21 protein-coding genes are annotated in these 21,807 nt (G+C 67.5%); 13 read left to right on the forward strand and 8 right to left on the reverse strand.

Annotation, left to right across the window (positions count from 1 at the left end):
• Positions 1-14: 14 nt before the first annotated feature.
• From N536_RS38935 to N536_RS0119575, 6 genes are all read left to right on the forward strand, one after another.
• Positions 15-1,325: a CdaR family transcriptional regulator gene (locus tag N536_RS38935; protein WP_081809280.1), complete on the forward strand. Its 1,311-nt coding sequence runs from the start codon at positions 15-17 to the stop codon at positions 1,323-1,325.
• Between the two features lie 101 nt (positions 1,326-1,426).
• Positions 1,427-2,335, forward strand: a complete 909-nt coding sequence (locus tag N536_RS0119555) for an ACP S-malonyltransferase (RefSeq protein WP_081809281.1) — start codon at positions 1,427-1,429, stop codon at positions 2,333-2,335.
• Positions 2,336-2,417: 82 nt separating this feature from the next.
• Positions 2,418-2,711: a meromycolate extension acyl carrier protein AcpM gene (gene acpM / locus N536_RS0119560; protein ID WP_029115155.1), complete on the forward strand. Its 294-nt coding sequence runs from the start codon at positions 2,418-2,420 to the stop codon at positions 2,709-2,711.
• Positions 2,708-3,958: a 3-oxoacyl-ACP synthase KasA gene (gene kasA, locus N536_RS0119565; RefSeq protein WP_029115156.1), complete on the forward strand. Its 1,251-nt coding sequence runs from the start codon at positions 2,708-2,710 to the stop codon at positions 3,956-3,958. Before acpM ends, kasA begins: the two co-directional genes overlap by 4 nt.
• A 38-nt stretch (positions 3,959-3,996) precedes the next feature.
• Complete coding sequence (gene kasB, locus N536_RS0119570; RefSeq protein ID WP_029115157.1) at positions 3,997-5,250, forward strand: 3-oxoacyl-ACP synthase KasB; 1,254 nt, start codon at positions 3,997-3,999, stop codon at positions 5,248-5,250.
• 44 nt (positions 5,251-5,294) lie between these two features.
• The gene (locus N536_RS0119575) at positions 5,295-6,716 is read left to right on the forward strand and encodes an acyl-CoA carboxylase subunit beta (RefSeq protein ID WP_029115158.1); all 1,422 of its coding nucleotides are present in this window, start codon (positions 5,295-5,297) and stop codon (positions 6,714-6,716) included.
• Between the two features lie 4 nt (positions 6,717-6,720).
• Here N536_RS0119575 and N536_RS0119580 read toward each other — a convergent pair whose 3' ends face one another.
• Positions 6,721-8,259: a glycerol-3-phosphate dehydrogenase/oxidase gene (locus tag N536_RS0119580; protein WP_029115159.1), complete on the reverse strand. Its 1,539-nt coding sequence runs from the start codon at positions 8,257-8,259 to the stop codon at positions 6,721-6,723.
• Positions 8,256-8,837 carry a TetR/AcrR family transcriptional regulator gene (locus N536_RS0119585; protein ID WP_029115160.1) on the reverse strand — a complete coding sequence of 194 codons (582 nt, stop codon included), beginning with the start codon at positions 8,835-8,837 and terminating at the stop codon, positions 8,256-8,258. Before N536_RS0119585 ends, N536_RS0119580 begins: the two co-directional genes overlap by 4 nt.
• Positions 8,838-8,887: 50 nt before the next feature.
• Here N536_RS0119585 and N536_RS0119590 point away from each other — a divergent pair, with 50 nt between their 5' ends.
• Together N536_RS0119590 and N536_RS0119595 are read left to right on the forward strand one after the other, a co-directional pair.
• Positions 8,888-10,468, forward strand: a complete 1,581-nt coding sequence (locus tag N536_RS0119590) for an FAD-binding oxidoreductase (RefSeq protein ID WP_029115161.1) — start codon at positions 8,888-8,890, stop codon at positions 10,466-10,468.
• 2 nt (positions 10,469-10,470) lie between these two features.
• Complete coding sequence (locus tag N536_RS0119595; protein ID WP_029115162.1) at positions 10,471-11,379, forward strand: diacylglycerol kinase; 909 nt, start codon at positions 10,471-10,473, stop codon at positions 11,377-11,379.
• Here N536_RS0119595 and N536_RS0119600 read toward each other — a convergent pair.
• From N536_RS0119600 to N536_RS0119610, 3 genes are all read right to left on the reverse strand, one after another.
• Positions 11,360-11,872: a DUF3145 domain-containing protein gene (locus N536_RS0119600; protein WP_036437032.1), complete on the reverse strand. Its 513-nt coding sequence runs from the start codon at positions 11,870-11,872 to the stop codon at positions 11,360-11,362. The two genes, N536_RS0119595 and N536_RS0119600, sit on opposite strands and share 20 nt — an antisense overlap.
• A 121-nt stretch (positions 11,873-11,993) precedes the next feature.
• Positions 11,994-12,818 carry a serine hydrolase gene (locus N536_RS0119605; RefSeq protein WP_029115164.1) on the reverse strand — a complete coding sequence of 275 codons (825 nt, stop codon included), beginning with the start codon at positions 12,816-12,818 and terminating at the stop codon, positions 11,994-11,996.
• An 8-nt stretch (positions 12,819-12,826) separates the two neighbouring features.
• The gene (locus N536_RS0119610) at positions 12,827-13,594 is read right to left on the reverse strand and encodes a dioxygenase (protein ID WP_029115165.1); all 768 of its coding nucleotides are present in this window, start codon (positions 13,592-13,594) and stop codon (positions 12,827-12,829) included.
• 45 nt (positions 13,595-13,639) lie between these two features.
• Here N536_RS0119610 and N536_RS0119615 point away from each other — a divergent pair, with 45 nt between their 5' ends.
• Together N536_RS0119615 and N536_RS0119620 are read left to right on the forward strand one after the other, a co-directional pair.
• Positions 13,640-14,725, forward strand: a complete 1,086-nt coding sequence (locus N536_RS0119615) for an S-(hydroxymethyl)mycothiol dehydrogenase (RefSeq protein WP_029115166.1) — start codon at positions 13,640-13,642, stop codon at positions 14,723-14,725.
• Positions 14,725-15,354: an MBL fold metallo-hydrolase gene (locus N536_RS0119620; RefSeq protein ID WP_029115167.1), complete on the forward strand. Its 630-nt coding sequence runs from the start codon at positions 14,725-14,727 to the stop codon at positions 15,352-15,354. Before N536_RS0119615 ends, N536_RS0119620 begins: the two co-directional genes overlap by 1 nt.
• Here N536_RS0119620 and N536_RS0119625 read toward each other — a convergent pair.
• A complete protein-coding gene (locus tag N536_RS0119625; protein ID WP_029115168.1) occupies positions 15,351-16,112 on the reverse strand; it encodes an SHOCT domain-containing protein in 762 nt (253 codons plus the stop codon). The genes N536_RS0119620 and N536_RS0119625 overlap by 4 nt on opposite strands.
• 120 nt (positions 16,113-16,232) lie before the next feature.
• Between N536_RS0119625 and N536_RS0119630 the strand changes: the two genes are divergently transcribed.
• The 3 genes from N536_RS0119630 (at position 16,233) to N536_RS0119640 (ending at position 18,427) form a co-directional block, all read left to right on the forward strand.
• Complete coding sequence (locus tag N536_RS0119630) at positions 16,233-17,324, forward strand: SAM-dependent methyltransferase (protein WP_029115169.1); 1,092 nt, start codon at positions 16,233-16,235, stop codon at positions 17,322-17,324.
• 100 nt (positions 17,325-17,424) lie between these two features.
• The gene (locus N536_RS0119635; protein WP_029115170.1) at positions 17,425-18,069 is read left to right on the forward strand and encodes a DJ-1/PfpI family protein; all 645 of its coding nucleotides are present in this window, start codon (positions 17,425-17,427) and stop codon (positions 18,067-18,069) included.
• Between the two features lie 49 nt (positions 18,070-18,118).
• Complete coding sequence (locus tag N536_RS0119640; protein WP_029115171.1) at positions 18,119-18,427, forward strand: hypothetical protein; 309 nt, start codon at positions 18,119-18,121, stop codon at positions 18,425-18,427.
• Here N536_RS0119640 and N536_RS0119645 read toward each other — a convergent pair.
• Positions 18,420-20,033, reverse strand: coding sequence for an AMP-binding protein (locus N536_RS0119645; protein ID WP_231514580.1), 1,614 nt, complete (start codon positions 20,031-20,033; stop codon positions 18,420-18,422). The genes N536_RS0119640 and N536_RS0119645 overlap by 8 nt on opposite strands.
• A 34-nt stretch (positions 20,034-20,067) precedes the next feature.
• Positions 20,068-21,807, reverse strand: coding sequence for an acyl-CoA dehydrogenase family protein (locus tag N536_RS0119650; RefSeq protein WP_029115173.1), 1,740 nt, complete (start codon positions 21,805-21,807; stop codon positions 20,068-20,070).

The following is a 21,807-nucleotide window of genomic DNA, read 5'->3' on the forward strand; positions in this document are numbered from 1 at the left end:
CGTAGCTTTTAGGGGTGCTCGACAAGCAACCGATTCAGCCGCGCTCGCCGCTCGAGCTGATCGAGAACGTTCCGGAGGCACTGCAACGCCGGCTCAAGCAGTACTCCGGACGTTTGTCGACCGAGGCGGTCCAGGCGATGGCCGATCGGCTGCCGTTCTTCGGGGAACTGGAGGCGTCGCAGCGGTCCAGCGTTCAGCTGGTGGTGCAGACGGCGGTGGTCAACTTCGCCGAGTGGATGCGCAACCCGCACAGCAACGTCGGCTACACCGCGGAGGCGTTCGCCTTGGTTCCGCAGGATCTGACCCGTCGGATCGCGCTGCGCCAGACCGTCGACATGGTGCGGGTGAGCATGGAGTACCTCGAGGAGGTCGTGCCTGCGCTGGCCCGCAACGAGGAACAGCGCATCGCGTTGACCGTGGGCATCCTGCGGTACAGCCGCGAACTCGCGTTCGCCGCCGCGTCGTCCTATGCCGTGGCGGCGGAGACGCGCGGCGCGTGGGACACCCGGATGGAGGCCAACGTCGTCGACGCGGTGGTCCGTGGAGACGTCGGGCCGGAGCTGCAATCGCAGGCCGCGACCCTGAACTGGGACGCCACCGCCCCCGCGACGGTGATCGTCGGGTTGCCGCAGCCGGGCCGGATCGACATGGCCAGCGAAGACGTGCACGCGTTCGCGGCGCGCAGTGGGCGCGCGGCACTGTCCGACGTGCACGGCACGTGGCTGGTCGCCATCGTGTCCGGTCCGCTCTCGGCGACCGACAGGACGTTGGGTGAGCTGCTCGAGGTGTTCGCCGACGGGCCGGTCGTGGTCGGTCCGACCGCGCCGACGCTCAACGCAGCGCACTACAGCGCCACCGAGGCGATCGCGGGGATGAACGCGGTGGCGGGCTGGAGTGGCGCGCCGCGGCCGGTGGCGGCCCGCGAGCTACTTCCCGAACGGGCTCTGCTCGGCGACGCCACGGCGATGGCAGCGCTCGAAACCGAGGTCATGCGTCCGCTCGCCGATGCGGGGCCCGCGCTGGCAGAGACGTTGGATGCATACCTGGATTCCGGTGGCGCGATCGAAGCCTGCGCGCGGGCATTGTTCGTTCATCCAAACACCGTCCGCTACCGACTCAAACGGATCGGCGACTTCACCGGACGCGATCCGACCACGCCGCGCGACGCGTACGTTCTGCGGGTGGCTTCGACCGTCGGGCGGCTCAGTCGTCAGGCGACGCATCCGAGCACGACAAATGCCGCTGTGGCGCAGCGCACACCTGCGTTCGCCGACCCCGGAAGTTCGCAAAGTGGATTGACAGGTCGCGGCGAGGTATCGGTGTAGTCGCATCACATGCCGTTTTGTAGAGACCCCACAAAAACATAAGACGAGGTTCATATTCTCTTACACCGCGCAAAACCGTCTTCACAGTGTTCTCTTAGAGAGTGCTTGCATTGCTTGCGCCCGGACAGGGCTCTCAGACTCCCGGCATGCTCACCGCGTGGCTCGAACTGCCCGGTGCTGCCGAGCGTCTCGCTGCCTGGTCGGAGATCAGCGGTCTCGACCTGGCCCGCCTCGGTACCACCGCGACGGCCGAGGAGATCACCGATACGGCCGTGACGCAGCCGCTGGTCGTGGCCGCGACGCTACTTGCGCATCAGGAACTCATCAACCGCGGCCTACTGGCCGGCGCCGAGACCGTCGTGGCAGGCCACTCCGTCGGTGAGATCGCCGCCTATGCGATCGCCGGCGTCATCTCGGCCGACGACGCCGTCAAGCTGGCCGCCACCCGGGGCGCCGAGATGGCCAAGGCCTGCGCCGTCGAGCCCACCGGCATGTCCGCGGTGCTCGGTGGCGACGAGGCCGAGGTGCTTGCCCGCTTGGAGGCGCTCGACCTGGTGCCCGCAAACCGGAACGCTGCAGGACAGATCGTGGCCGCAGGCGCGCTGTCGGCGCTGGACAAGCTGGCCGAGGATCCGCCGGCCAAGGCCCGCGTCCGGCAACTGGCCACGGCAGGCGCGTTCCACACCCGCTACATGGCATCCGCGCTCGACGGCTACGCCGCGGCCGCCGACGGCGTGACCGCCGCAGAGCCCACCACGAACCTGCTGTCCAACGCAGACGGCCAGCCGGTGACGTCGGCCGCGGATGCGATGACCAAGCTGGTCGCGCAGCTGACCCGGCCCGTGCGCTGGGACCTGTGCACGGAGTCGATCCGCCAGCGCGAGGTGACGGCGATCGTCGAGTTCCCGCCCGCGGGCACGCTCGTCGGAATCGCCAAACGAGAACTTCGGGGAGTGCCGACGCACGCCGTCAAGACCCCCGCAGACCTGGACGGGCTCGCCGAGCTCTGAACCAGTACAACCGCACGACGACGTTCAATACGGCGCTCCACGAGGGAGCGCCGATCACGAAGAAATATATGAAGGAGCCAAAATGGGCGCCAGCCAAGAAGAAATCATCACCGGTCTCGCGGAGATCATCGAAGAGGTCACCGGCATCGAGCCGTCCGAGGTGACCCCCGAGAAGTCGTTCGTCGACGACCTGGACATCGACTCGCTGTCGATGGTGGAGATCGCGGTGCAGACCGAGGACAAGTACGGCGTGAAGATCCCGGACGAGGACCTCGCCGGTCTGCGCACCGTTGGTGACGTCGTCGCCTACATCCAGAAGCTCGAGGAAGAGAACCCCGAGGCCGCCGCAGCACTGCGCGAGAAGTTCGCACAGTGACCAGGCCTTCCACTGCTAATGGCGGTTTCCCCAACGTCGTCGTGACCGCCGTCACGGCGACCACCTCGATCGCGCCGGACATCGAAAGCACGTGGAAGGGTTTGTTGGCCGGCGAGAGCGGCATCCGCGTTCTCGAGGACGACTTCGTCAGCAAGTGGAATCTTCAGGTCAAGATCGGCGGGCACCTCAAGGAGCCCCTCGATCCCCTGATGACCCGGCTGGAACTGCGTCGCATGTCCTACGTCCAGCGGATGGCGAAGTACCTCGGCAACCAGCTGTGGGAGACCGCAGGTCGCCCCGAGGTCGATCCCGACCGGTTCGCGGTCGTGATCGGCACCGGGCTCGGCGGTGGCGAGAAGATCGTCGAAACCTACGACGCGATGAACGAGGGTGGGCCCCGCAAGGTGTCCCCCTTGGCCGTTCAAATGATCATGCCGAACGGTGCGGCCGCGGTGGTGGGCCTCGAGCTCGGTGCCCGCGCCGGTGTCATCACGCCGGTGTCGGCCTGCTCGTCGGGCTCGGAAGGCATCGCGCACGCATGGCGGCAGATCGTCATGGGTGACGCCGACATCGCCGTGTGTGGCGGTGTGGAAGGCGGCATCGAGGCACTGCCCATCGCGGCGTTCTCGATGATGCGCGCCATGTCGACCAACAACGACGATCCCGAAGGGGCGTCGCGTCCGTTCGACAAGAACCGCGATGGATTCGTGTTCGGCGAAGCCGGTGCGCTCATGGTCATCGAGACCGAGGAGCACGCCAAGGCCCGTGGCGCCAAGCCACTGGCCAGGCTGTTGGGTGCGGGCATCTCGTCCGACGCCTTCCACATGGTGGCGCCGGCACCGGACGGCCTTCGGGCCGGGCACGCAATGAAGCGTGCGATGGAGACTGCGGGGTTGTCCCCCAAGGACATCCACCACGTCAACGCCCACGCCACTGCCACGCCGATCGGTGACACCGCGGAGGCAAACGCTCTCCGTGTCGCCGGTGTGGAGCACGCCCCGGTGTATGCGCCGAAGTCGGCGCTGGGCCACTCCATCGGTGCGGTCGGTGCGCTGGAGTCCATCCTGACGGTGCTCACGTTGCGTGACGGTGTCATCCCGCCGACACTCAACTACGAGACACCCGACCCCGAGATCGATCTCGATGTCGTTGCGGGTAAGCCTCGATACGGCGAGTACCAGTACGCCCTCAACAATTCGTTCGGCTTCGGTGGACACAATGTCGCTCTGGCCTTCGGGCGCTACTGACCGCTGGTGAAGTACGGAGAGGAACGTTCGGAGCAGTAATGGCAGGGTTGGCCACGGGGAAGGGTTTCCCCAATGTCGTCGTCACCGGTTTTGCCATGACGACTGCCCTCGCTACCGATGCTGATGGCACCTGGAAGAGGCTGCTGGACGGAGAGAGTGGCATCCGCACGCTGGATGACTACTTCGTCGAGCTGTACGACCTTCCGGTGCGGATCGGTGGACATCTCCTGGAGGACTTCGACGCGGAGTTGACGAAGGTCGAACTGCGTCGGCTCTCCTACCTTCAGAAGATGTCCACCGTCATCGGTCGACGGGCTTGGCAGGATGCCGGCTCACCGGAAGTCGACACCCGGCGGCTGATGGTGTCCGTCGGCACCGGCATGGGCAGCAGCGAGGAATTGCTCTACGCCTATGACGGCATGCGCGAGAAGGGCCTCAAGGCCGTGTCTCCTCTCGCCGTTCAGATGTACATGCCCAACTCGCCCGCAGCTGCGGTCGGCTTGGAGCGCAAGGCGAAAGCCGGCGTCATCACCCCGGTGTCGGCGTGCGCCTCCGGCAGTGAGGCCATCGCCAACGCGTGGCGCACCATCGTCCTCGGCGAGGCCGACATCGCGATCTGCGGTGGGGTCGAGACCAGGATCGAGGCCGTGCCGATCGCAGGATTCGCACAGATGCGAATCGTGTTGTCCACCACCAACGACGACCCGGCGGGAGCCTGCCGGCCCTTCGACAAGGACCGCAACGGCTTCGTGTTCGGCGAGGGCGGCGCGCTCATGGTCATCGAGACCGAGGAGCACGCCAAGGCCCGCGGCGCGAACATCGTCGCCCGACTGATGGGCGCGGGCGTCACCTCGGACGGGTTCCACATCGTGGCTCCCGACCCGACCGGTGATCAGGCGGGGCACGCGATGACGCGTGCGATCCAACTCGCCGGCTTGACCCCGGCGGACATCGACCACGTCAACGCGCACGCCACCGGAACGTCGGTCGGCGACGTGGCAGAGGGCAAGGCGATCAACAACGCCCTCGGCACGAACAAGCCCGCGGTGTATGCGCCGAAGTCGGCGCTCGGTCACTCCGTGGGAGCAGTCGGCGCGGTGGAGGCCATCCTCACCGTGATGGCGTTGCGGGACGGCGTCATTCCGCCCACGCTGAACTTGCGCAACCTCGATCCGGAGATCGATCTGGACGTGGTGGCGGGAGAGCCGCGACACGGCAACTACGAGTACGCGATCAACAATTCGTTTGGATTTGGCGGGCACAACGTTGCGCTCGCCTTCGGGAAGTACTGAGTGACCGGCGGCTGTCAAAGTCCCACGGGCACAGGAGGTTATCTATGACGATCATGGCCCCAGACACGGCAGCTGAATCGCTGGACCCACGCGATCCGCTGCTGCGGCTGAGCACGTTCTTCGACGACGGCACCGTGGAATTGCTGCACGAGCGGGACCGCTCCGGCGTGCTCGCCGCGGCAGGCACGGTCAACGGCGTACGCACCATTGCGTTCTGCACCGACGGCACCGTCATGGGCGGCGCCATGGGCGTCGACGGCTGCCGGCACATCGTGAACGCGTACGACACCGCCATCGAGGAGCAGAGCCCGATCGTCGGCCTCTGGCACTCGGGCGGCGCACGGCTCGCCGAGGGCGTCAAGGCGCTGCACGCAGTCGGATTGGTGTTCGAGGCCATGATCCGCGCCTCCGGTTACGTCCCGCAGATCTCGGTCGTCGTCGGCTTCGCCGCCGGTGGCGCCGCCTACGGGCCCGCGCTGACCGACGTCGTCATCATGGCGCCGGAGGGCCGCGTGTTCGTCACCGGTCCCGACATCGTTCGCAGCGTCACCGGCGAAGACGTCGACATGGCCTCGCTCGGTGGCCCGGACACGCATCACAAGAAGTCCGGCGTGTGCCACATTGTCGCCGACGACGAACTCGACGCCTACGAGCGTGGTCGCCGCCTGGTCGGATTGTTCTCCCAGCAGGGCCATTTCGACCGCACCAAGGCCGAGTCGGGTGACTCCGACCTGCACGCACTGCTGCCGGATTCCCCGCGTCGCGCCTACGACGTGCACCCGCTGATCAGCGCGCTGCTCGACGACGATGCGCCGTTCGAGGAGTTCCAGGCCAAGTGGGCGCCGTCGATGGTGGTCGGCCTCGGCCGGCTGGCCGGTCGCAGCGTCGGCGTGCTCGCCAACAATCCCCTGCGCCTCGGTGGCTGCCTGAACTCCGAGAGTGCCGAGAAGGCAGCACGTTTCGTGCGGCTGTGCGACGCGTTCGGCATCCCGCTGGTCGTCATCGTCGACGTGCCCGGCTACCTGCCCGGCGTGGACCAGGAGTGGGGCGGCGTGGTTCGCCGCGGCGCCAAACTGCTGCACGCCTTCGGCGAGTCGACCGTTCCGCGGGTCACCCTGGTCACCAGGAAGATCTACGGCGGCGCCTACATCGCGATGAACTCGCGGTCGCTTAACGCCACCAAGGTGTTCGCGTGGCCCGACGCCGAAGTCGCCGTGATGGGCGCCAAGGCCGCGGTCGGCATCCTGCACAAGCGCACCCTGGCCGCCGCGGCTCCCGAGGAGCGCGAGGCGCTGCACGAGCAGTTGGCGGCCGAGCACGAGCGGATCGCGGGCGGCGTCGACAGCGCCATCGAGATCGGCGTCGTGGACGAGAAGATCGACCCCGCGCACACCCGCAGCAAGGTGACCCAGGCATTGGCCGAGGCGCCCGCGCGCCGCGGTCGGCACAAGAACATCCCGCTGTAATTGCTCAGCGGGTAATTGCCAGGAATTCCTGCGCTACGTCGGCGACGCGCGCGCGGTCCTCTGCGACGAGGCCGATGCGGGTGCGACGGTCCACGATGTCGTCGACCGTCAGCGCGCCCTCGTGCGTCACTGCGTACTCGAATTCCGCTCGGGTGACGTCGATTCCGTCGGCCACCCGAACGGTGGGCCGTTCACAGGTGGCGCGGGCGATGACGTTGGGCGCCTCGGCACCGAAGCGGGCCACCAGTGACGACGGCAGATCGCCCTGCGAGCGCAAGGTCGCGACGGGATTCGACGGCGCACCGACGAGTGGCAGGTTGCGGGTGCGACAGGGGGTCGCCTCCAGTCCGCGCAGCGTGATCGCGCGGTCCAGCACGTCTTGGGCCATGAACCGGTATTCGGTGAGCTTGCCGCCGATCACGCTGAGTACGCCGTTCGTCGACTCGACGACGGCGTGCTCACGCGATACGTCGGCGGTGCGGCCCGCGCCCGTGTCGATGAGCGGCCGCAAACCGGCATACGCGCCGATCACGTCGGCGGGCCCCAGGGCGACGTCGAGCGCCGTGTTGACGGTCTCCAGCAGGAATGCCACTTCTTCCGAAGTGGGCTCGGGGACGTCGGGTATCGGGCCTGGCGCATCCTCGTCGGTGAGTCCGAGGTAGACCCTTCCCAGCTGTTCCGGCATGGCGAAGACGAACCGATTGATCTCACCGGGGATCGGAATGGTCAGTGCGGCAGTGGGATTGCCGAAGGCGGCCGCATCGAATACCAGATGCGTTCCGCGGCTGGGCCGCAACCGGATCGATGGGTCGACGTCTCCGGCCCAGACACCCGCGGCGTTGATCACCGCGCGCGCCGACACGTCGAGGGATTCACCGGTCAGCTCGTCGGTGAGCCGGACCGACGTCCCGGTGGCGTCGGACGCGCTGACCCGGGTGAGGATGCGCGCTCCGTGCTGCGCGGCGGTGCGGGCGACGGCGGCGACCAGGCGCGCGTCGTCGATCAGTTGGCCGTCGTAGGCCAGCAGACCACCGTCGAGCCCGGCGCGGCGCACCGTCGGCGCCAGCTCCACCGCGCGGGCCGCATCGACGCGTCGCGACCGCGGCAGCGTCGTGGCCGGTGTTCCAGCCAGCTTCCGCAGACCGTCGCCTGCGATGAAGCCGAACCGCACCAGTGCACGCGAGGCCGAGGTCATCGACGGCAGCAGCGGAACCAGTTGCGGCATCGCCTTCACCAGGTGAGGTGCGTTGCGGGACATCAGGATTCCGCGCTCGACGGCGCTGCGACGGGCGATGCCGACATTGCCGGTGGCCAGGTAGCGCAGGCCGCCATGGACCAGCTTGGAACTCCACCTGCTGGTGCCGAACGCCAGATCGTGCTTCTCCACCAGCACCACCGACAGGCCGCGCGTCGCGGCATCCAGCGCGATGCCCGTCCCGGTGATGCCTCCCCCGATCACCACGACGTCGACGCAGCCGCCATCCCCCACGGCCGCGAGGTCGGCGGCGCGGCGTGCGGCGTTGAGTGCGGTGGTCGAAGTCATGGCATCAGGTATCCGTTCAAGGCGCAAGCCAGTTCGGCCGCAAGAGTTTCGGCGTCCAGGATCTGTCCGACCATCTGTGCCGACAGGATCGTCGACTGGGTGATCAGCAGGCTCATGGCGGCCAGTTGGCGGGCGTCGCCGGGACGGACGCTGCCGTCGTCCTGGGCGGCCTTGATCTCACCGGCCACGGTGTCGAGCAGGATCTGCTGGCTGGTGCCAAGGCGTTCCGAGATGTAGACCATCGCGAGGTCGGAATCCTGGTGCAGGACGGACATGATGACGTCGTCGTGGCGCAGCCGATCGGCCACCGCCACGATGCGCTCGACGATCAGTTCACGACCGACCCCCCGGCTGGGCACGTCGTCGAGGGCGTGGGTGATCCGCAGTGTCAGCAGCGCCGCGAGGATCGAGCGGGTGTCGGGAAACCGCCGGTACACCGTGGGGCGGCTGACGCCGGCGCGGCGGGCGATCTCGGCCAAGGTGACGCGGTCGACGCCGTACGCGAGCACGCAGCCGGCCGCGGCGTCGAGGACCCGATCCTCGATCGACGTCGGCTTTGCGTTACTGATTGACAGCATCTGTAATACTGTAATGCATGATTCGACCGGACGACCAATTACTGCCGCCGATGAAGTGGAATGCCTGGGGCGACCCGGCAGCGGCCAAGCCACTTCCCGACGGCGTTCGCACCTTGCTCAAGCAGGCGCTTGGCGTCGACGGGCCGGCCGTGCCCGACCTGGAAGCGGATCAGGTGCGGCTGCGGCCGTCGGCGTTGTCCGAGGCGGACGTCGACGCGCTGGTGGCCATCGTCGGTGATGGGTACTGCATCTCGGACGACCACGGCAGGCTGTTGCGGGCGGGCGGCAAGTCCACGCTGGACTTGTTGCGCCGCAAGGACACCGGTGTCCAGGACGCGCCCGATGCAGTGCTCCTGCCCGCCGACGAGGACCAGGTCGCGGCGATCCTGCGCCACTGCGCCAAGCGCAGCATCGCGGTCGTGCCGTTCGGCGGCGGCACCAGTGTGGTCGGTGGCGTCGATCCGGTCCGCGGCGACTTCAAGGCCGTCGTCGCCCTCGATCTGCGCCGCATGGATGAACTGCACGATCTCGACGAGGTGTCCGGCGAGGCCGAACTCGGGGCAGGCGTCACCGGACCGGAGGCCGAACGACTGCTCGGGGAACGCGGCTTCTCGCTCGGTCACTTTCCGCAGAGCTTCCAGTTCGCGACCATCGGCGGCTTCGCGGCGACGCGGTCCTCCGGTCAGGACTCGGCGGGCTACGGTCGCTTCGACGACATGGTCCGCGGCCTGCGCGCGGTGACCCCTGCGGGCGTGCTCGACCTCGGCCGCGCGCCGGCGTCCGCGGCGGGCCCCGACCTGCGTCAGTTGATCCTCGGCTCCGAAGGCGTCTTCGGGGTGATCACCCGGGTGCGCGTGCGGGTGCATCCCGTCCCGGAGACCACGCGGTACGAAGCGTGGTCCTTCCCCGACTTCGCCACCGGGTCAGCGGCGCTTCGCGCGGTCGCCCAGACCGCGACCGGCCCGACCGTGCTTCGGCTGTCGGACGAAGCCGAGACGGGCGTCAACCTCGCCACCACCGAGACGATCGGCGAACAGAGCATCACCGGCGGCTGCCTGGCGATCACTGCGTTCGAGGGCACCGCCGCGCACACCGAGAGCAGGCACGCCGAGACGCGGGCGGTCCTCGAAGCGCACGGCGGCACGTCGCTCGGCGACGAACCGGCGCGGGCCTGGGAGCACGGGCGCTACGGCGCGCCCTACCTGCGCGACGCGCTGCTGTCCGCGGGAGCATTGTGCGAGACGCTGGAGACCGCGACCAACTGGAGCAACGTCGATGCGCTCAAGGCGGCGGTGACGGAGGCGCTGACGACGGCTCTCTCCCAAACCGGCACGCCGGCACTGGTGTTGTGCCACATTTCCCATGTGTATCCCACCGGGGCGTCGCTGTACTTCACGGTCGTCGCGGGCCAGCGGGGCAACCCGATCGAGCAGTGGCGCACGGCAAAGGCCGCCGCGTCCGATGCGATGGTCCGCAACGGCGGGACCATCACACACCACCATGCCGTCGGCGCCGACCACCGTCCGTGGATGCGCGACGAGATCGGTGATCTCGGCGTCGAGGTGCTGCGCGCGGTCAAGACAGTGCTCGACCCGACGGGAATCCTCAACCCGGGCAAGCTGATTCCGTGACCATCGCGCGGGTCACCGTGCTGACCAACCCGGCGTCGGGGCACGGCCACGCGCCGCACGCGGCCGAGCGCGCCATCTCGCAGTTGCATCGGCGCGGCGTCGACGTCGTCGCGATCGCGGGCACCGATGCGGAACACGCGCGACGCCTCGTCGAGGGCGCCCTCGAGCGCGGCATGGACGCGCTAGTGGTCGTCGGCGGTGACGGCATCGTCTCGCTGGCGCATCAGGTACTCGCGCAGAGCGACATACCGCTCGGCATCATTCCTGCCGGCACGGGAAACGACCATGCCCGCGAATTCGGCATTCCCACGAAGGATCCCGAGGCGGCGGCCGACGTCATCGTGGATGGCGTGGTGAAGACCATCGACCTGGGCCGGATCAAGGGCGCGGATGGCACCGACCGCTGGTTCGGCACCGTCATGGCGGCGGGTTTCGACTCACTGGTGACCGATCGGACCAACCGGATGCGGTGGCCGCACGGCAGGATGCGCTACAACCTCGCGATACTCGCCGAGTTGTCGCAACTGCGTCCGCTGCCGTTCCGGCTGGCCTTCGACGGCGGCGACGAATTGGTCACTGACCTAACGCTGGCCGCGTTCGGCAACACCCGTAGCTACGGCGGCGGCATGCTGGTCTGTCCCGACGCCGACCCCACCGACGGACTCCTCGACGCGACGATGGTGCAGTCGGAGTCGCGACTCAAGCTGATCCGGTTGTTCCCCACTGTCTTCAAGGGCACGCACGTCGACCTCGAGCAGGTGCGAACGGCGAGGGCAAAGACCATCACCGTGGACTCACCGGGCATCAACGCCTACGCCGACGGCGAGTTCGTCTGCCCGCTGCCGGTCGAGGTGTCCGCGGTTCCCGGTGCGTTGAAGATCCTGCGCCCGGTTAGCCCACTCCCCGATTGAGCCAGCTGACCTCACCGGTGTCGCCGCCACCGCGGTAGGGCTCGAGCGCTTCGTCCCAGGCGGTGCCGAGCACCGTATCGAGGTCGGAGGCGAGGGCGTCCGCGCCGGACGCCATCATCGCGCGCAACCTCAGCTCGCCGACCATCACGTCACCGTTGGCGCTCATCACGCCGCTCCACAGTCCCAGCTGTGGGGTGTGGCACCAGCGGTGCCCATCCACTCCCTCGCTGGGGTCCTCGGTGACCTCGAACCGCAGCACCGACCATGACCGCAGCGCATTGGCCAGCTGGGCGCCGGTCCCGACGGGACCGACCCAGTTGGTGACCGCACGCAGTTGTCCGGGCGTGGCGGGTTGCGGTGTCCACTTGAGGTTCGCCCTCGCCGACAGGGTCGACGAAAGCGCCCACTCGACATGTGGGCATACCGCCGCGGGCGAGGCATGGACATAGACCACACCGGTCGTCGCGTCGGCGAACTGGTTCGACGAACGCATCTCTTGCTCCTTTGGCTTCACAGGGACGTCTTCCCCAACGACCTGGTGAATCCAAAAGGAGTGAGATTGAGTTGTGTCTGTTGCTTGCGTGTCTATTGTGCCTTGTGGGACCCGTGTTGCGCTAGTGTGCTCGGAATTCTCTCAGGACTCCATCAGACAGGGCCGGCCAGAGGGGGTACGCCCACTGGTCGAAGTCCCGGTCGGTGAGCACGACGAGGGCCAGGTCCGCCGCCGGATCGGCCCAGATGAACGTGCCCGATTGGCCGAAGTGCCCGAACGTGCGATCCGAGTTCGCCGACCCGGTCCAGTGCGGCGACTTGGCGTCGCGCAGCTCGAAGCCCAGCCCCCAGTCGTTGGGCCGCTGGACGCCGAAGCCGGGCAACACGCCCGACAAGCCGGGAAATTGCACGGTGATCGCATCGGCGTGCATCTGGTGCGACACCAACGTGGGGCGCAGCAGCTCAGCGGCGAACGCGGCGAGGTCCGCGACCGTCGACTCGCCGCCGAAGCCGGCCGCCTGCGCTCCGCCGATGAGCGCCGACGAGTCCATGCCGAGCGGTTCGAAGACCGCCTCGGCCAGGTACTGCTCGAAGTCGATTTCCGACGCGTGCTGCACCGTTTCGGCGAGCACCCCGAACCCGTAGTTGGAGTAGATCCGGCGCTTGCCCGGGGCTGAGGTGGTCTCGGCCGACCGCATCGACAGGCCCGAGGTGTGGGCCAGCAGATGACGCACCGTCGACCCGCTGGGACCCGCCGGGGTGTCGAGCTCGACGACGCCCTCCTCGACCGCGACCTGTACCGCGCGGGCGACGAGCGGCTTGGTGACCGATGCCAGAGCGAATCGCTGGGCGGTGTCGCCGAATTCCGCGAGCACTCCGGACGGTCCGACCACTGCCGCCGCAGCGGCGGGGACCGGCCAGTCGGCCATTACGTCGAGCGCGCCCATGGCGCCCATCAGACCAGTTCTATCGACCGCTTCGCCAGTCCCATCCAGTAGCCGTCGATCACCTGCCGCGGCGTCTGACCCGGATCACCGGAGGCGCCGAGCGCGACGAACAGAGGTGAGAAGTGCTCGATCGTCGGATGCGCATACGGCATCCCCGGCGCCTTGGAGTGGAAGTCGATCAGTGCGTCGAGATCGCCTGCCGCCAACCGTTCCGATGCCCAGGCGTCGAATTCGACCGACCAACCCGGCGGTGTGGCGCCCGGCGACGGGTCGTTCAGGAACGGCAGCCCGTGCGTGGTGAAACCGGACCCGATCACCATGACGCCCTCGTCGCGCAGCGGCCGCAATCTGGTCCCGAGGTCGAGCAGGCGCCGCGGGTCGAGGGTCGGCATCGAGATCTGCAGGGCGGGGATGTCGGCGTCCGGGTACATCACGGTCAGCGGCACGTAGGCGCCGTGGTCCAACCGTCGGGACGGGTCGTGCGTCACCGGTTCGGTGGCGGGCATCAACGCCTCCACCCGAGCGGCTAGCGCGGGTGCGCCCGGCGCGTCGTAGGTGGTGTCGTAGTAGCGCTGCGGAAATCCCCAAAAGTCATAGGTGAGCGGGGTTTCCGTGCTCGTGGACCCGATGGTCAGCGGCGCGGCCTCCCAGTGCGCCGACACCACGAGGATCGCCTCGGGTCGGGGCAACTCCGTCGACCAGCGTTCGAGTTCCGATACCCACCTGGCGTCGTCGACCAGCGGCGGTGCGCCATGCGAGAGGAAGAGTGTGGGCATCACCCGTCCAGCCTGCCATCCCCGTCGATCCCTTAGGTTGTAGCCATGAGTCAGACAGTGCGCGGCGTGATCTCCCGGAGCAAGAAGCAGCCGGTCGAAGTGGTGGACGTCGTGATCCCCGATCCCGGCCCCGGCGAGGTGGTCGTCGACGTGATCGCGTGCGGCGTGTGCCACACCGACCTGACCTACCGCGAGGGCGGGATCAACGACGAGTACCCGTTCCTGCTCGGACACGAGGCGGCAGGCACCGTGGAGTCGGTCGGCGAGGGCGTCACGCACGTGGCACCGGGTGACTTCGTGGTCCTGAACTGGCGTGCGGTGTGCGGTGAGTGCCGGGCGTGCAAGCGTGGCCGGCCCTGGTACTGCTTCAACACCCACAACGCGGCGCAGAAGATGACGTTGACCGACGGCACCGAACTCACCCCCGCCTTGGGCATCGGTGCATTCGCCGACAAGACACTCGTGCACGAGGGCCAGTGCACCCTGGTCGACCCCGAGGCAGACCCCGCCGTCGCCGGCCTGCTCGGCTGCGGAGTGATGGCGGGCCTCGGCGCCGCCATCAACACCGGCGCCGTGCAGCGCGACGACACCGTCGCCGTGATCGGCTGCGGCGGCGTTGGTGACGCAGCCATCGCAGGCGCCGCGCTGGTGGGCGCCAGGCGGATCATCGCCGTCGACATGGACGACACCAAACTGAACTGGGCCCGCGAATTCGGGGCCACCCACACCATCAACGCCAAGGAGCTCGACGTCGTCGAGACCATCCAGGACCTCACCGATGGCAACGGCGCGGACGTGGTCATCGACGCCGTCGGGCGGCCCGAGACCTGGAAGCAGGCGTTCTACGCCCGCGACCTCGCAGGCACCGTCGTCCTGGTCGGCGTCCCGACTCCCGACATGACGTTGGAGATGCCGCTGGTGGACTTCTTCTCCCGCGGCGGGTCGCTGAAGTCCTCCTGGTACGGCGACTGCCTGCCCGAGCGCGACTTCCCCACCCTGATCAGCCTCTACCGGCAGGGTCGCCTGCCGCTGGAGAAGTTCGTGTCCGAGCGCATCGGACTGGACGGCATCGAGGACGCCTTCCACAAGATGCACGCCGGTGAGGTGCTGCGGTCCGTGGTGATCCTGTAATGAACGGCGGCCCCATCGGACGCGTCGTCACGCACGGCAGCTTCGAACTCGACGGCGGCAGTTGGGAAGTCGACAACAACATCTGGGTGGTCGGTGACGACTCCGACGTCGTGGTCTTCGATGCGGCCCACGACGCCGCGCCGATCATCGAGGCCGTCGGCGGTCGCAACGTCGTCGCCGTGGTGTGCACCCACGGCCACAACGACCACGTCACCGTCGCGCCGGAGCTCGGCAAGGCATTGGACGCACCGGTGCTGCTGCATCCCGGCGACGACGTGTTGTGGCGGATGACGCACCCGGACAAGGATTTCCGTGCCGTGGACGACGGCGAAAGACTCATCGTCGGCGGCATCGAGCTGCAGGCCCTGCACACGCCGGGCCACTCCCCTGGATCGGTGTGCTGGTACGCACCCGAGCTGGGCGCGGTGTTCAGCGGCGACACGCTGTTCCACGGCGGCCCCGGCGCCACCGGTCGGTCCTACTCGGACTTCCCGACCATCCTGGCATCCATCTCGGAGCGACTCGGCAAGTTGCCCGCCGACACCGTCGTCTACACCGGCCACGGTGACAGCACCGTGATCGGCGACGAGATCGTGCACTACGACGAGTGGGTCGCCCGCGGCCACTAGCGGCCGTCGAGGACCCGCTTCTTCTCCGCTTCGTACTCCGATTGGGTGAGCGCCCCCGAATCACGCAGTCGGGCAAGCGTATTGAGCTGCTCGATCCGGATGCCCTGATCGGTCGGGGTGTACGGGTCGACTGGCGGCGTCGACATCGCCGGAGGCGGTGAATACACGGGCGGGACGTAGCCACCGGTCGACCACGTCGACGTGGCCGGCGGCGTGCTGCGCCTGGCCCTGGACGCCCAGATCCGCGCGAGCACCAGATCGACGACGGCGAGACCGAAGACCACCGCGAAGATGATCGGCAGGTTGCCGTAACTGCTGCCGTGACCGAACGCGAGCCGCGGGTCCAGGAAGGCACTGACGTTGCCGTCGGTCGTGATCTCGTAGGTACCCTCGGCCGGCACGTGCAGATAGCCGATGCGGACCCGCGCGTCGTTGTTCACCGTGGTCGTGCTGCCGTAGTCCTCGGTCAACTCCGGCTCGGCGAGACCGTCGGGCGACTCGATGCGGTACTTCAACGGCGGCACGGGCAGTCCGCCGCTCCCGCTGCTGCCGATGAGCACCGTGTGAAAGGTGACGGTCACGTCGCCCGCAGGCAGGTGCAGGCTGGTCGAACCGGGGATGGAGACCTCGCCGTACGCGTCGTACTCGTCGAACACGAACGCATTGAGGATCAGCGTGGCGATGAACCCGATCAGCGACACGACCATGGCCGCCACGGCCACGAAGGTGAGCACCCGCGGCGCGGTCCGGCGACTCATGGACCGCAGTGTGTCATGGCGACGTCGGCACCGCCGTGTCATTTGGCCGTGTTCGCCCGCCGGCAAATACGTGGCCGACAAACGCGGCCGACCAGCGTCGCAAGGACTACCGTTTGAGACATGCCCGAATCGAGCGTCGTGGTACGGCCGGAGCCCATGGACAGCGGCTCCTACACGGCCAACTCACGGCTGCAGGCGGCCGGATTGCGAGGAGCGATAACGCTTTTCGAGCAGGCGGCACAGGTGGTGCCCATCCCTCGGTCGCCGCACCCCATCGTCATCGCCGATTACGGCGCGGCAAACGGACACAACTCGTTGCTTCCGATCAACGCGGCCATCGCCGTGCTCCGGAAGCGGACTCGACCGGAACACTCCGTGCTGGTGACGCACACCGACGTCCCCGAGAACGACTTCACCGCGCTGTTCCGCACGCTGTCCGACGATCCGGACACCTATCTCAAGAAGGACAGTGCCTGCTTCGCGTCCGCGGTGGGACGGTCGTTCTACAGCCAGATTCTGCCGTCGAACAGCGTCAACCTGGCGTGGAGCTCATGGGCCATCCAATGGCTGGGACGCACGCCGGCGCCGGTACCCGACCACATCCAGGTCGCCTACACCAACGACGAGACGGTGCGGGCCGCGTACGCCAAACAGGCCGCGCACGACTGGCACGAGTTCATCGCGTTCCGCGGCCGCGAGCTGTGCCCGGGCGGCCGACTCGTCGTGCTGACACTCGCGATCGACGAGGACGGCGAGTTCGGTTACCGCCCGCTGTTGACGGCCGTGGTGGAGACGCTGGCCGAGATGACCGAACGGGGCCTGTTGACCGACGCCGAGGTCGGTCAGATGTCGATTCCCATCGTCGGCCGCCGGGAACGCGACTTCCTCGCACCGTTCGCGCCGTCCGGAGTCTTCGAGCGGTTGTCCGTCGCCCATCTCGAGGTGTTCGACGCCGAGGACCGGTTCTGGACCCAGTATCGGAAGGACCAGGATGCAACGGCCTTCGGCGCCCAGTGGGCGGCGTTCTCCGGGGCATCCGTGTTTCCCACGCTGGCCGACGCGCTCGAGGGTGGGCCTGCCGATCCGCGACGGACGGAGTTCCTCGCCACCCTCGAAAAGGGCGTAGCCGCTCGGCTGGCCGCCGCTCCCGAGGAGATTCGGATTCCGCTCGCGCAGTTGGTCATCGAGAAGAAGCAACGCATCCAGCACTGACCCGCTGCTTGAATCCAAGCTGTGCCGTCGGCAAGATCTCGGCGACAGCTGGCCATCTGGTCGCTAGCCCGCACGCGGTCCGCGCCGCCAAGATGACCGCATGCATGCCCAGTTGGTGTTGTTCGACGGCTTCGACCCGCTCGACGTGATCGGCCCCTTCGAAGTCCTCGCGGCCGGCGGCGATGCCGTCGACGGTGACCTGATCGTCGAATTGGTCTCCGCCGAGGGGCCGCGCCCGGTCGTCAGTGGCACCCTTGGATTGACGTTGCAAGCGACGGCACAACTCGATCCGTCGAAGCCCGGCTACGTCATCGTGCCTGGCGCATCCGGGCCGATCGAGGGCGACCCCGATGAGATCGACACCATCCCGGTGCTCCTCGCCCGATTCGGTGAGACCGGCGCGATCGAGTTGATGCGCAAGGCGTTCGCGAACCCGGACGTCACGGTGGCGACGGTGTGCGGCGGTTCGCTCGCCTTGGCGATGGCAGGCCTGTTGGAGGGACGCAACGCGGTCACGCACGTCCTCGGCCTCGACGTGCTGGAGGCCACCGGTGTCAACGTGGTGCGCTCACGGGTGGTCGACGACGGTGACCTGGTGACGGCGGGCGGCGTGACCTCCGGTCTGGATCTGGGGCTGCATCTGCTGGAACGCAGCTACGGCCCGCGCGTCGCGATCGCCGTCGAGAAGCTGTTCGAGTACGAGCGACGGGGCACGGTGTGGAGGTCCGAAGACGACAACGAGTGAGGATCGCAGCGAGGAACGAGCGAGGACCGGAGCGAGGAGGAGTCGAGGCATGGGCGCTGCCATAACGGGAGATTGGGACGTCACGATCAAGACGCCGATCGGATCGCTGGCCGTCGCGTACGCGTTCACCGAGTCAGACGGCGCGATCACCGGCAGCGCGACGGGCAGGGGTGAGACGGTATCGCTTCGCGACGTCGTCGTTGACGGACAACGGGTTACGTGGCGTCAGTCGGTGACCAAGCCCATGCGGCTGAACCTGGAGTTCGACGTCGTGATCGACGGCGACCGATTGTCCGGTCATTCGAAAGCCGGTCGGCTACCGCGTTCGGCGGTGACGGGTGTGCGTCGGGTTACGTGAGCTCGCACCCTTCGTACTCGCCTTTCTCCCACGCCTCGCGGATGGCGAACTTCTGGACCTTTCCGGATCCCGTCAAGGGATAACCATCGACGGCGTACCACCGCGTGGGTGTCTTCTGTGGCGACATGTGAGCGCGCATGTGAGAGGTCAGCTCGGCGACGGTAGGCGGCGCGGCCGGCTCGCGTAGCCGAACGAACGCACCGACGACCTCTCCCCAGCGCTCGTCGGGCAGGCCCACGACCACAGCCTCCGCGATGGCGGGATGACGGTAGAGGACTTCTTCGATCTCTGCCGGAAAGTGGTTCTCCCCGCCGCGGATGATCATGTCCTTGAGTCGGCCGACGATTCGGCAGTAGCCCCGTTCGTCCATCGTCGCCAAGTCGCCGGTGCGGACCCAGCCGTCCGAGGTCAACGTCTTGGCGGACGCGTCTGGCATCTCGAAGTAGCGAAGCATCGCGAAGCCTCGCGCCCACAGCTCCCCCGATGCGCCAATCGGCACGGTCTCCAACGAGGCCGGATCGACGATTCGTACCTCTAGGTGGGGCAACGGCTTTCCGACGGTCAATCCCTTGTCCGCGGCACTGTCGGACGGCAACCCGTTGGTGATCACCGGCGAGCATTCGGTCTGGCCATAGATGATCGTGAAGGTGACGCCGAGCGTGTCCTCGACGCGCCGCACGAGCGCCTCTGGCACCTGAGCACCACCCGCCACGACCGACCGCAATGATGAGAGATCCCTCCGCGAAAGGTCAGGATGTTCCATCCCGGCGATGAGCATCGTTGGTACGCCGGCTGCGAACCACGGCCGCTCCCGCTCAATCAACTCGAGGAACCGGCCGGGTTCGAACATTGGCATCAGGATGAGTTTCGCGCGCCGGTCCAGAGCCCCGAGCACCGCCATCACGCACCCGGCCGTGTGGAACAGCGGCATCGGCGTCAGCATGCCGACCCCATCGGGGATTTCGACCCTGTCGACCCACAGCCGCGCATTGTTGACGATGCTGGCGTGGCGCAGCATGACGCCCTTGGGACGGCCGGTCGTGCCACTCGTGTATTGGATCTGCGCCGGGTCGTCGGCGTGGACGGTCGGCAGCGCGAAGTCGCGCTCGCCGGCCTCGGCCATGAGTTCGTCGAACAGATCGAGCCGTAGCACGTGACGCAGATCGGGCAGCTCCGCGCGGATCGCCTCAATGTGTGCGGTCAGGGGGTTGCCGCGGACCTCGGGCACGAGGAACACCCCGGCCGCTCGCGACTGGGCGAGGATGTACGCCGCCTCAGCAGGCTGCAGGCTCGGATTGACGGTCACCACAGTCACTCCGGCCAGTGCGGCACCGTACTCGAGGATCACCCACTCCGGCAGATTGTGCGCCCAGATCGCCACGTGTTCGCCAGGCACGAAGTGTCGCAGAAGGAGGCGGGCACAGCGTTCCGCATCACTGAGCAACTCCGAATAGGTCCACTGCCGTCGGTCATTCGTCGGCAGTCCCTCGACGAGCGCGACGCGGTCGGGCACCTCGGCAGCGACCTCTCGCAGCCGACTGCCGACCGTCGCGTCCTCCAATAGGGTCGGCCCGCCGCCGTCGGGAATCCAGTGCGAGCTCGTCAACCGTGAAACCGTACTCATTCGTCCCCCCGGACTTTCAGGGCGCCATTTCGTAGGCACCGTCGTACGCCTTGACCCGCTCCCACATGCGGTTGAAGCGGTCCGCATCGGGCACCGGCTTGCGGATCGCATCGACCACCCAGTCCTGCTGAGCCCGGGTCGAGGTCGGCTTGCCGTGCAGCGCAACGGCATACGTGCTGAAGTCGCGGATCTGGAAGTCGAAGATCGAATCGACGATGTCGTCGTCGAGGCCCGTCAACGCGGCCTGCTCGAGGATGAGCTGTCCGTAGACGATGAGCGAGAACAGGTGCCCGACGGTCAACATGAAGTCCAGGTCCTTCTGCTGCTCGGCATCGGGTGCCGCAGTGGCGAGCAGCGTCCGGAACGCCTCGGCTTGTTCGTGGAACCGTGCGACGTTCGGAATGTGTGCGTGCTGTTCGTACACCGGCGCCCAGTCGGCGAACTGCACCTTGCCGGCCCCACGGGTCGGGCCCTGCTTCCAGAAGAAGACGTCGTCGGCTGCCTCGTTGCGGGTCGGAATCGGTGGGTATTCCTTGGGATTGAACATGTAGTTCGGCATGAACTTGAGCACGAGGCCGACGTTCACGTGCACGGTTCCCTCCAACCGCGGCAGCGTGCCGATGACCTGAGCGACCAAGCGGAACATCGTGTTCTTCTCGTAGCCCTTGGCGGCGATCACGTCGTGCAGCGACCGCAGGACGGTCTCGCCCTCCATCGTGACCTTGGCCTTGGTCATCGGGTTGAACAGCAGATAGCGCCGGTCCTCGAGGCTCGCGCTGCGGAAGTAGTCGACCGCGCGCTGACTGAACGCCTTCATCGCGATCAGCCGCGCGTAGGAGTCGACGAAGTTCACGCGCACGTGCGTGAAGTCGGTCACCGGGTTGCCGTAGAGGATGCGGTTCTGCGCGTGCGTGATCGCCTCGTAGAACGCGTGCTCGGCCATCCCGATCGACGCCGAGCACAGATTGAACTTGCCGACGTTCACCGTATTCAGCGCCGCCGCAAAGGCTTCCACGCCGGTGTGCAGGATGTCCTCCGCACGCACCGGATAGTTCTCCAGCCGGAAGGTGCTGACGTAGATCTGCATGTGCACGACGTTGTCGATCAGGTGGTAGTTCTCGTGTCGGCTGTCCACGGCGAAGAACACGTACGCGTCATTCCCCTCCACGTCACCGCGCCGCCCGAACACCGACACCAAACTCGCGACGTTGCCGTTGCCGATGTAGTACTTCTCCCCCGACGCCCGGAACAGGATGCCGTTCGCACGGTCCTCCTCGCTCGCAGGCACGAGCACCAGGTCGGTGTTGTACACGTCGGCGCCGTGCTCGCGCTCGGACAGCCCGAATGCCATCACCTCCCCCGCCTCCAGGTCGTCGGCCGCCCTGAGTTTGGCGTCCTTGTTCTCGCTCTGCCAGACCGGCCCGAGACCAAGGATGGTGACCTGCTCGGTGTACCAGTAGGTGAGGCCGTAAAACCCGAGGATCTCGCCGAGGGCGGCGTTCCGCGCTGCGTCCCAACGCTTGTCGGGGTTGCCGTCGGCGAACTCGGATGGCGTGAGGAACGTGGCGAACAGCTTTTCCCGCTTGACGAAGTCGATGAACTCACCGGGCCACCGCGCCGAGAGGTCGTCGTCGAGCAGGCGCTTCTTGCCTTGACCCTCGAACCAGTCGATGGTGGCGCGCAGCAGCCGACGTGTCTCGGCATCGAATTGCGGTGGGTCGTAGGTGTTGGGGTCGAAGAGGAGACTGTCTCTCAT

This window comes from Mycobacterium sp. URHB0044, from assembly GCF_000620625.1.
GTDB lineage: Bacteria > Actinomycetota > Actinomycetes > Mycobacteriales > Mycobacteriaceae > Mycobacterium.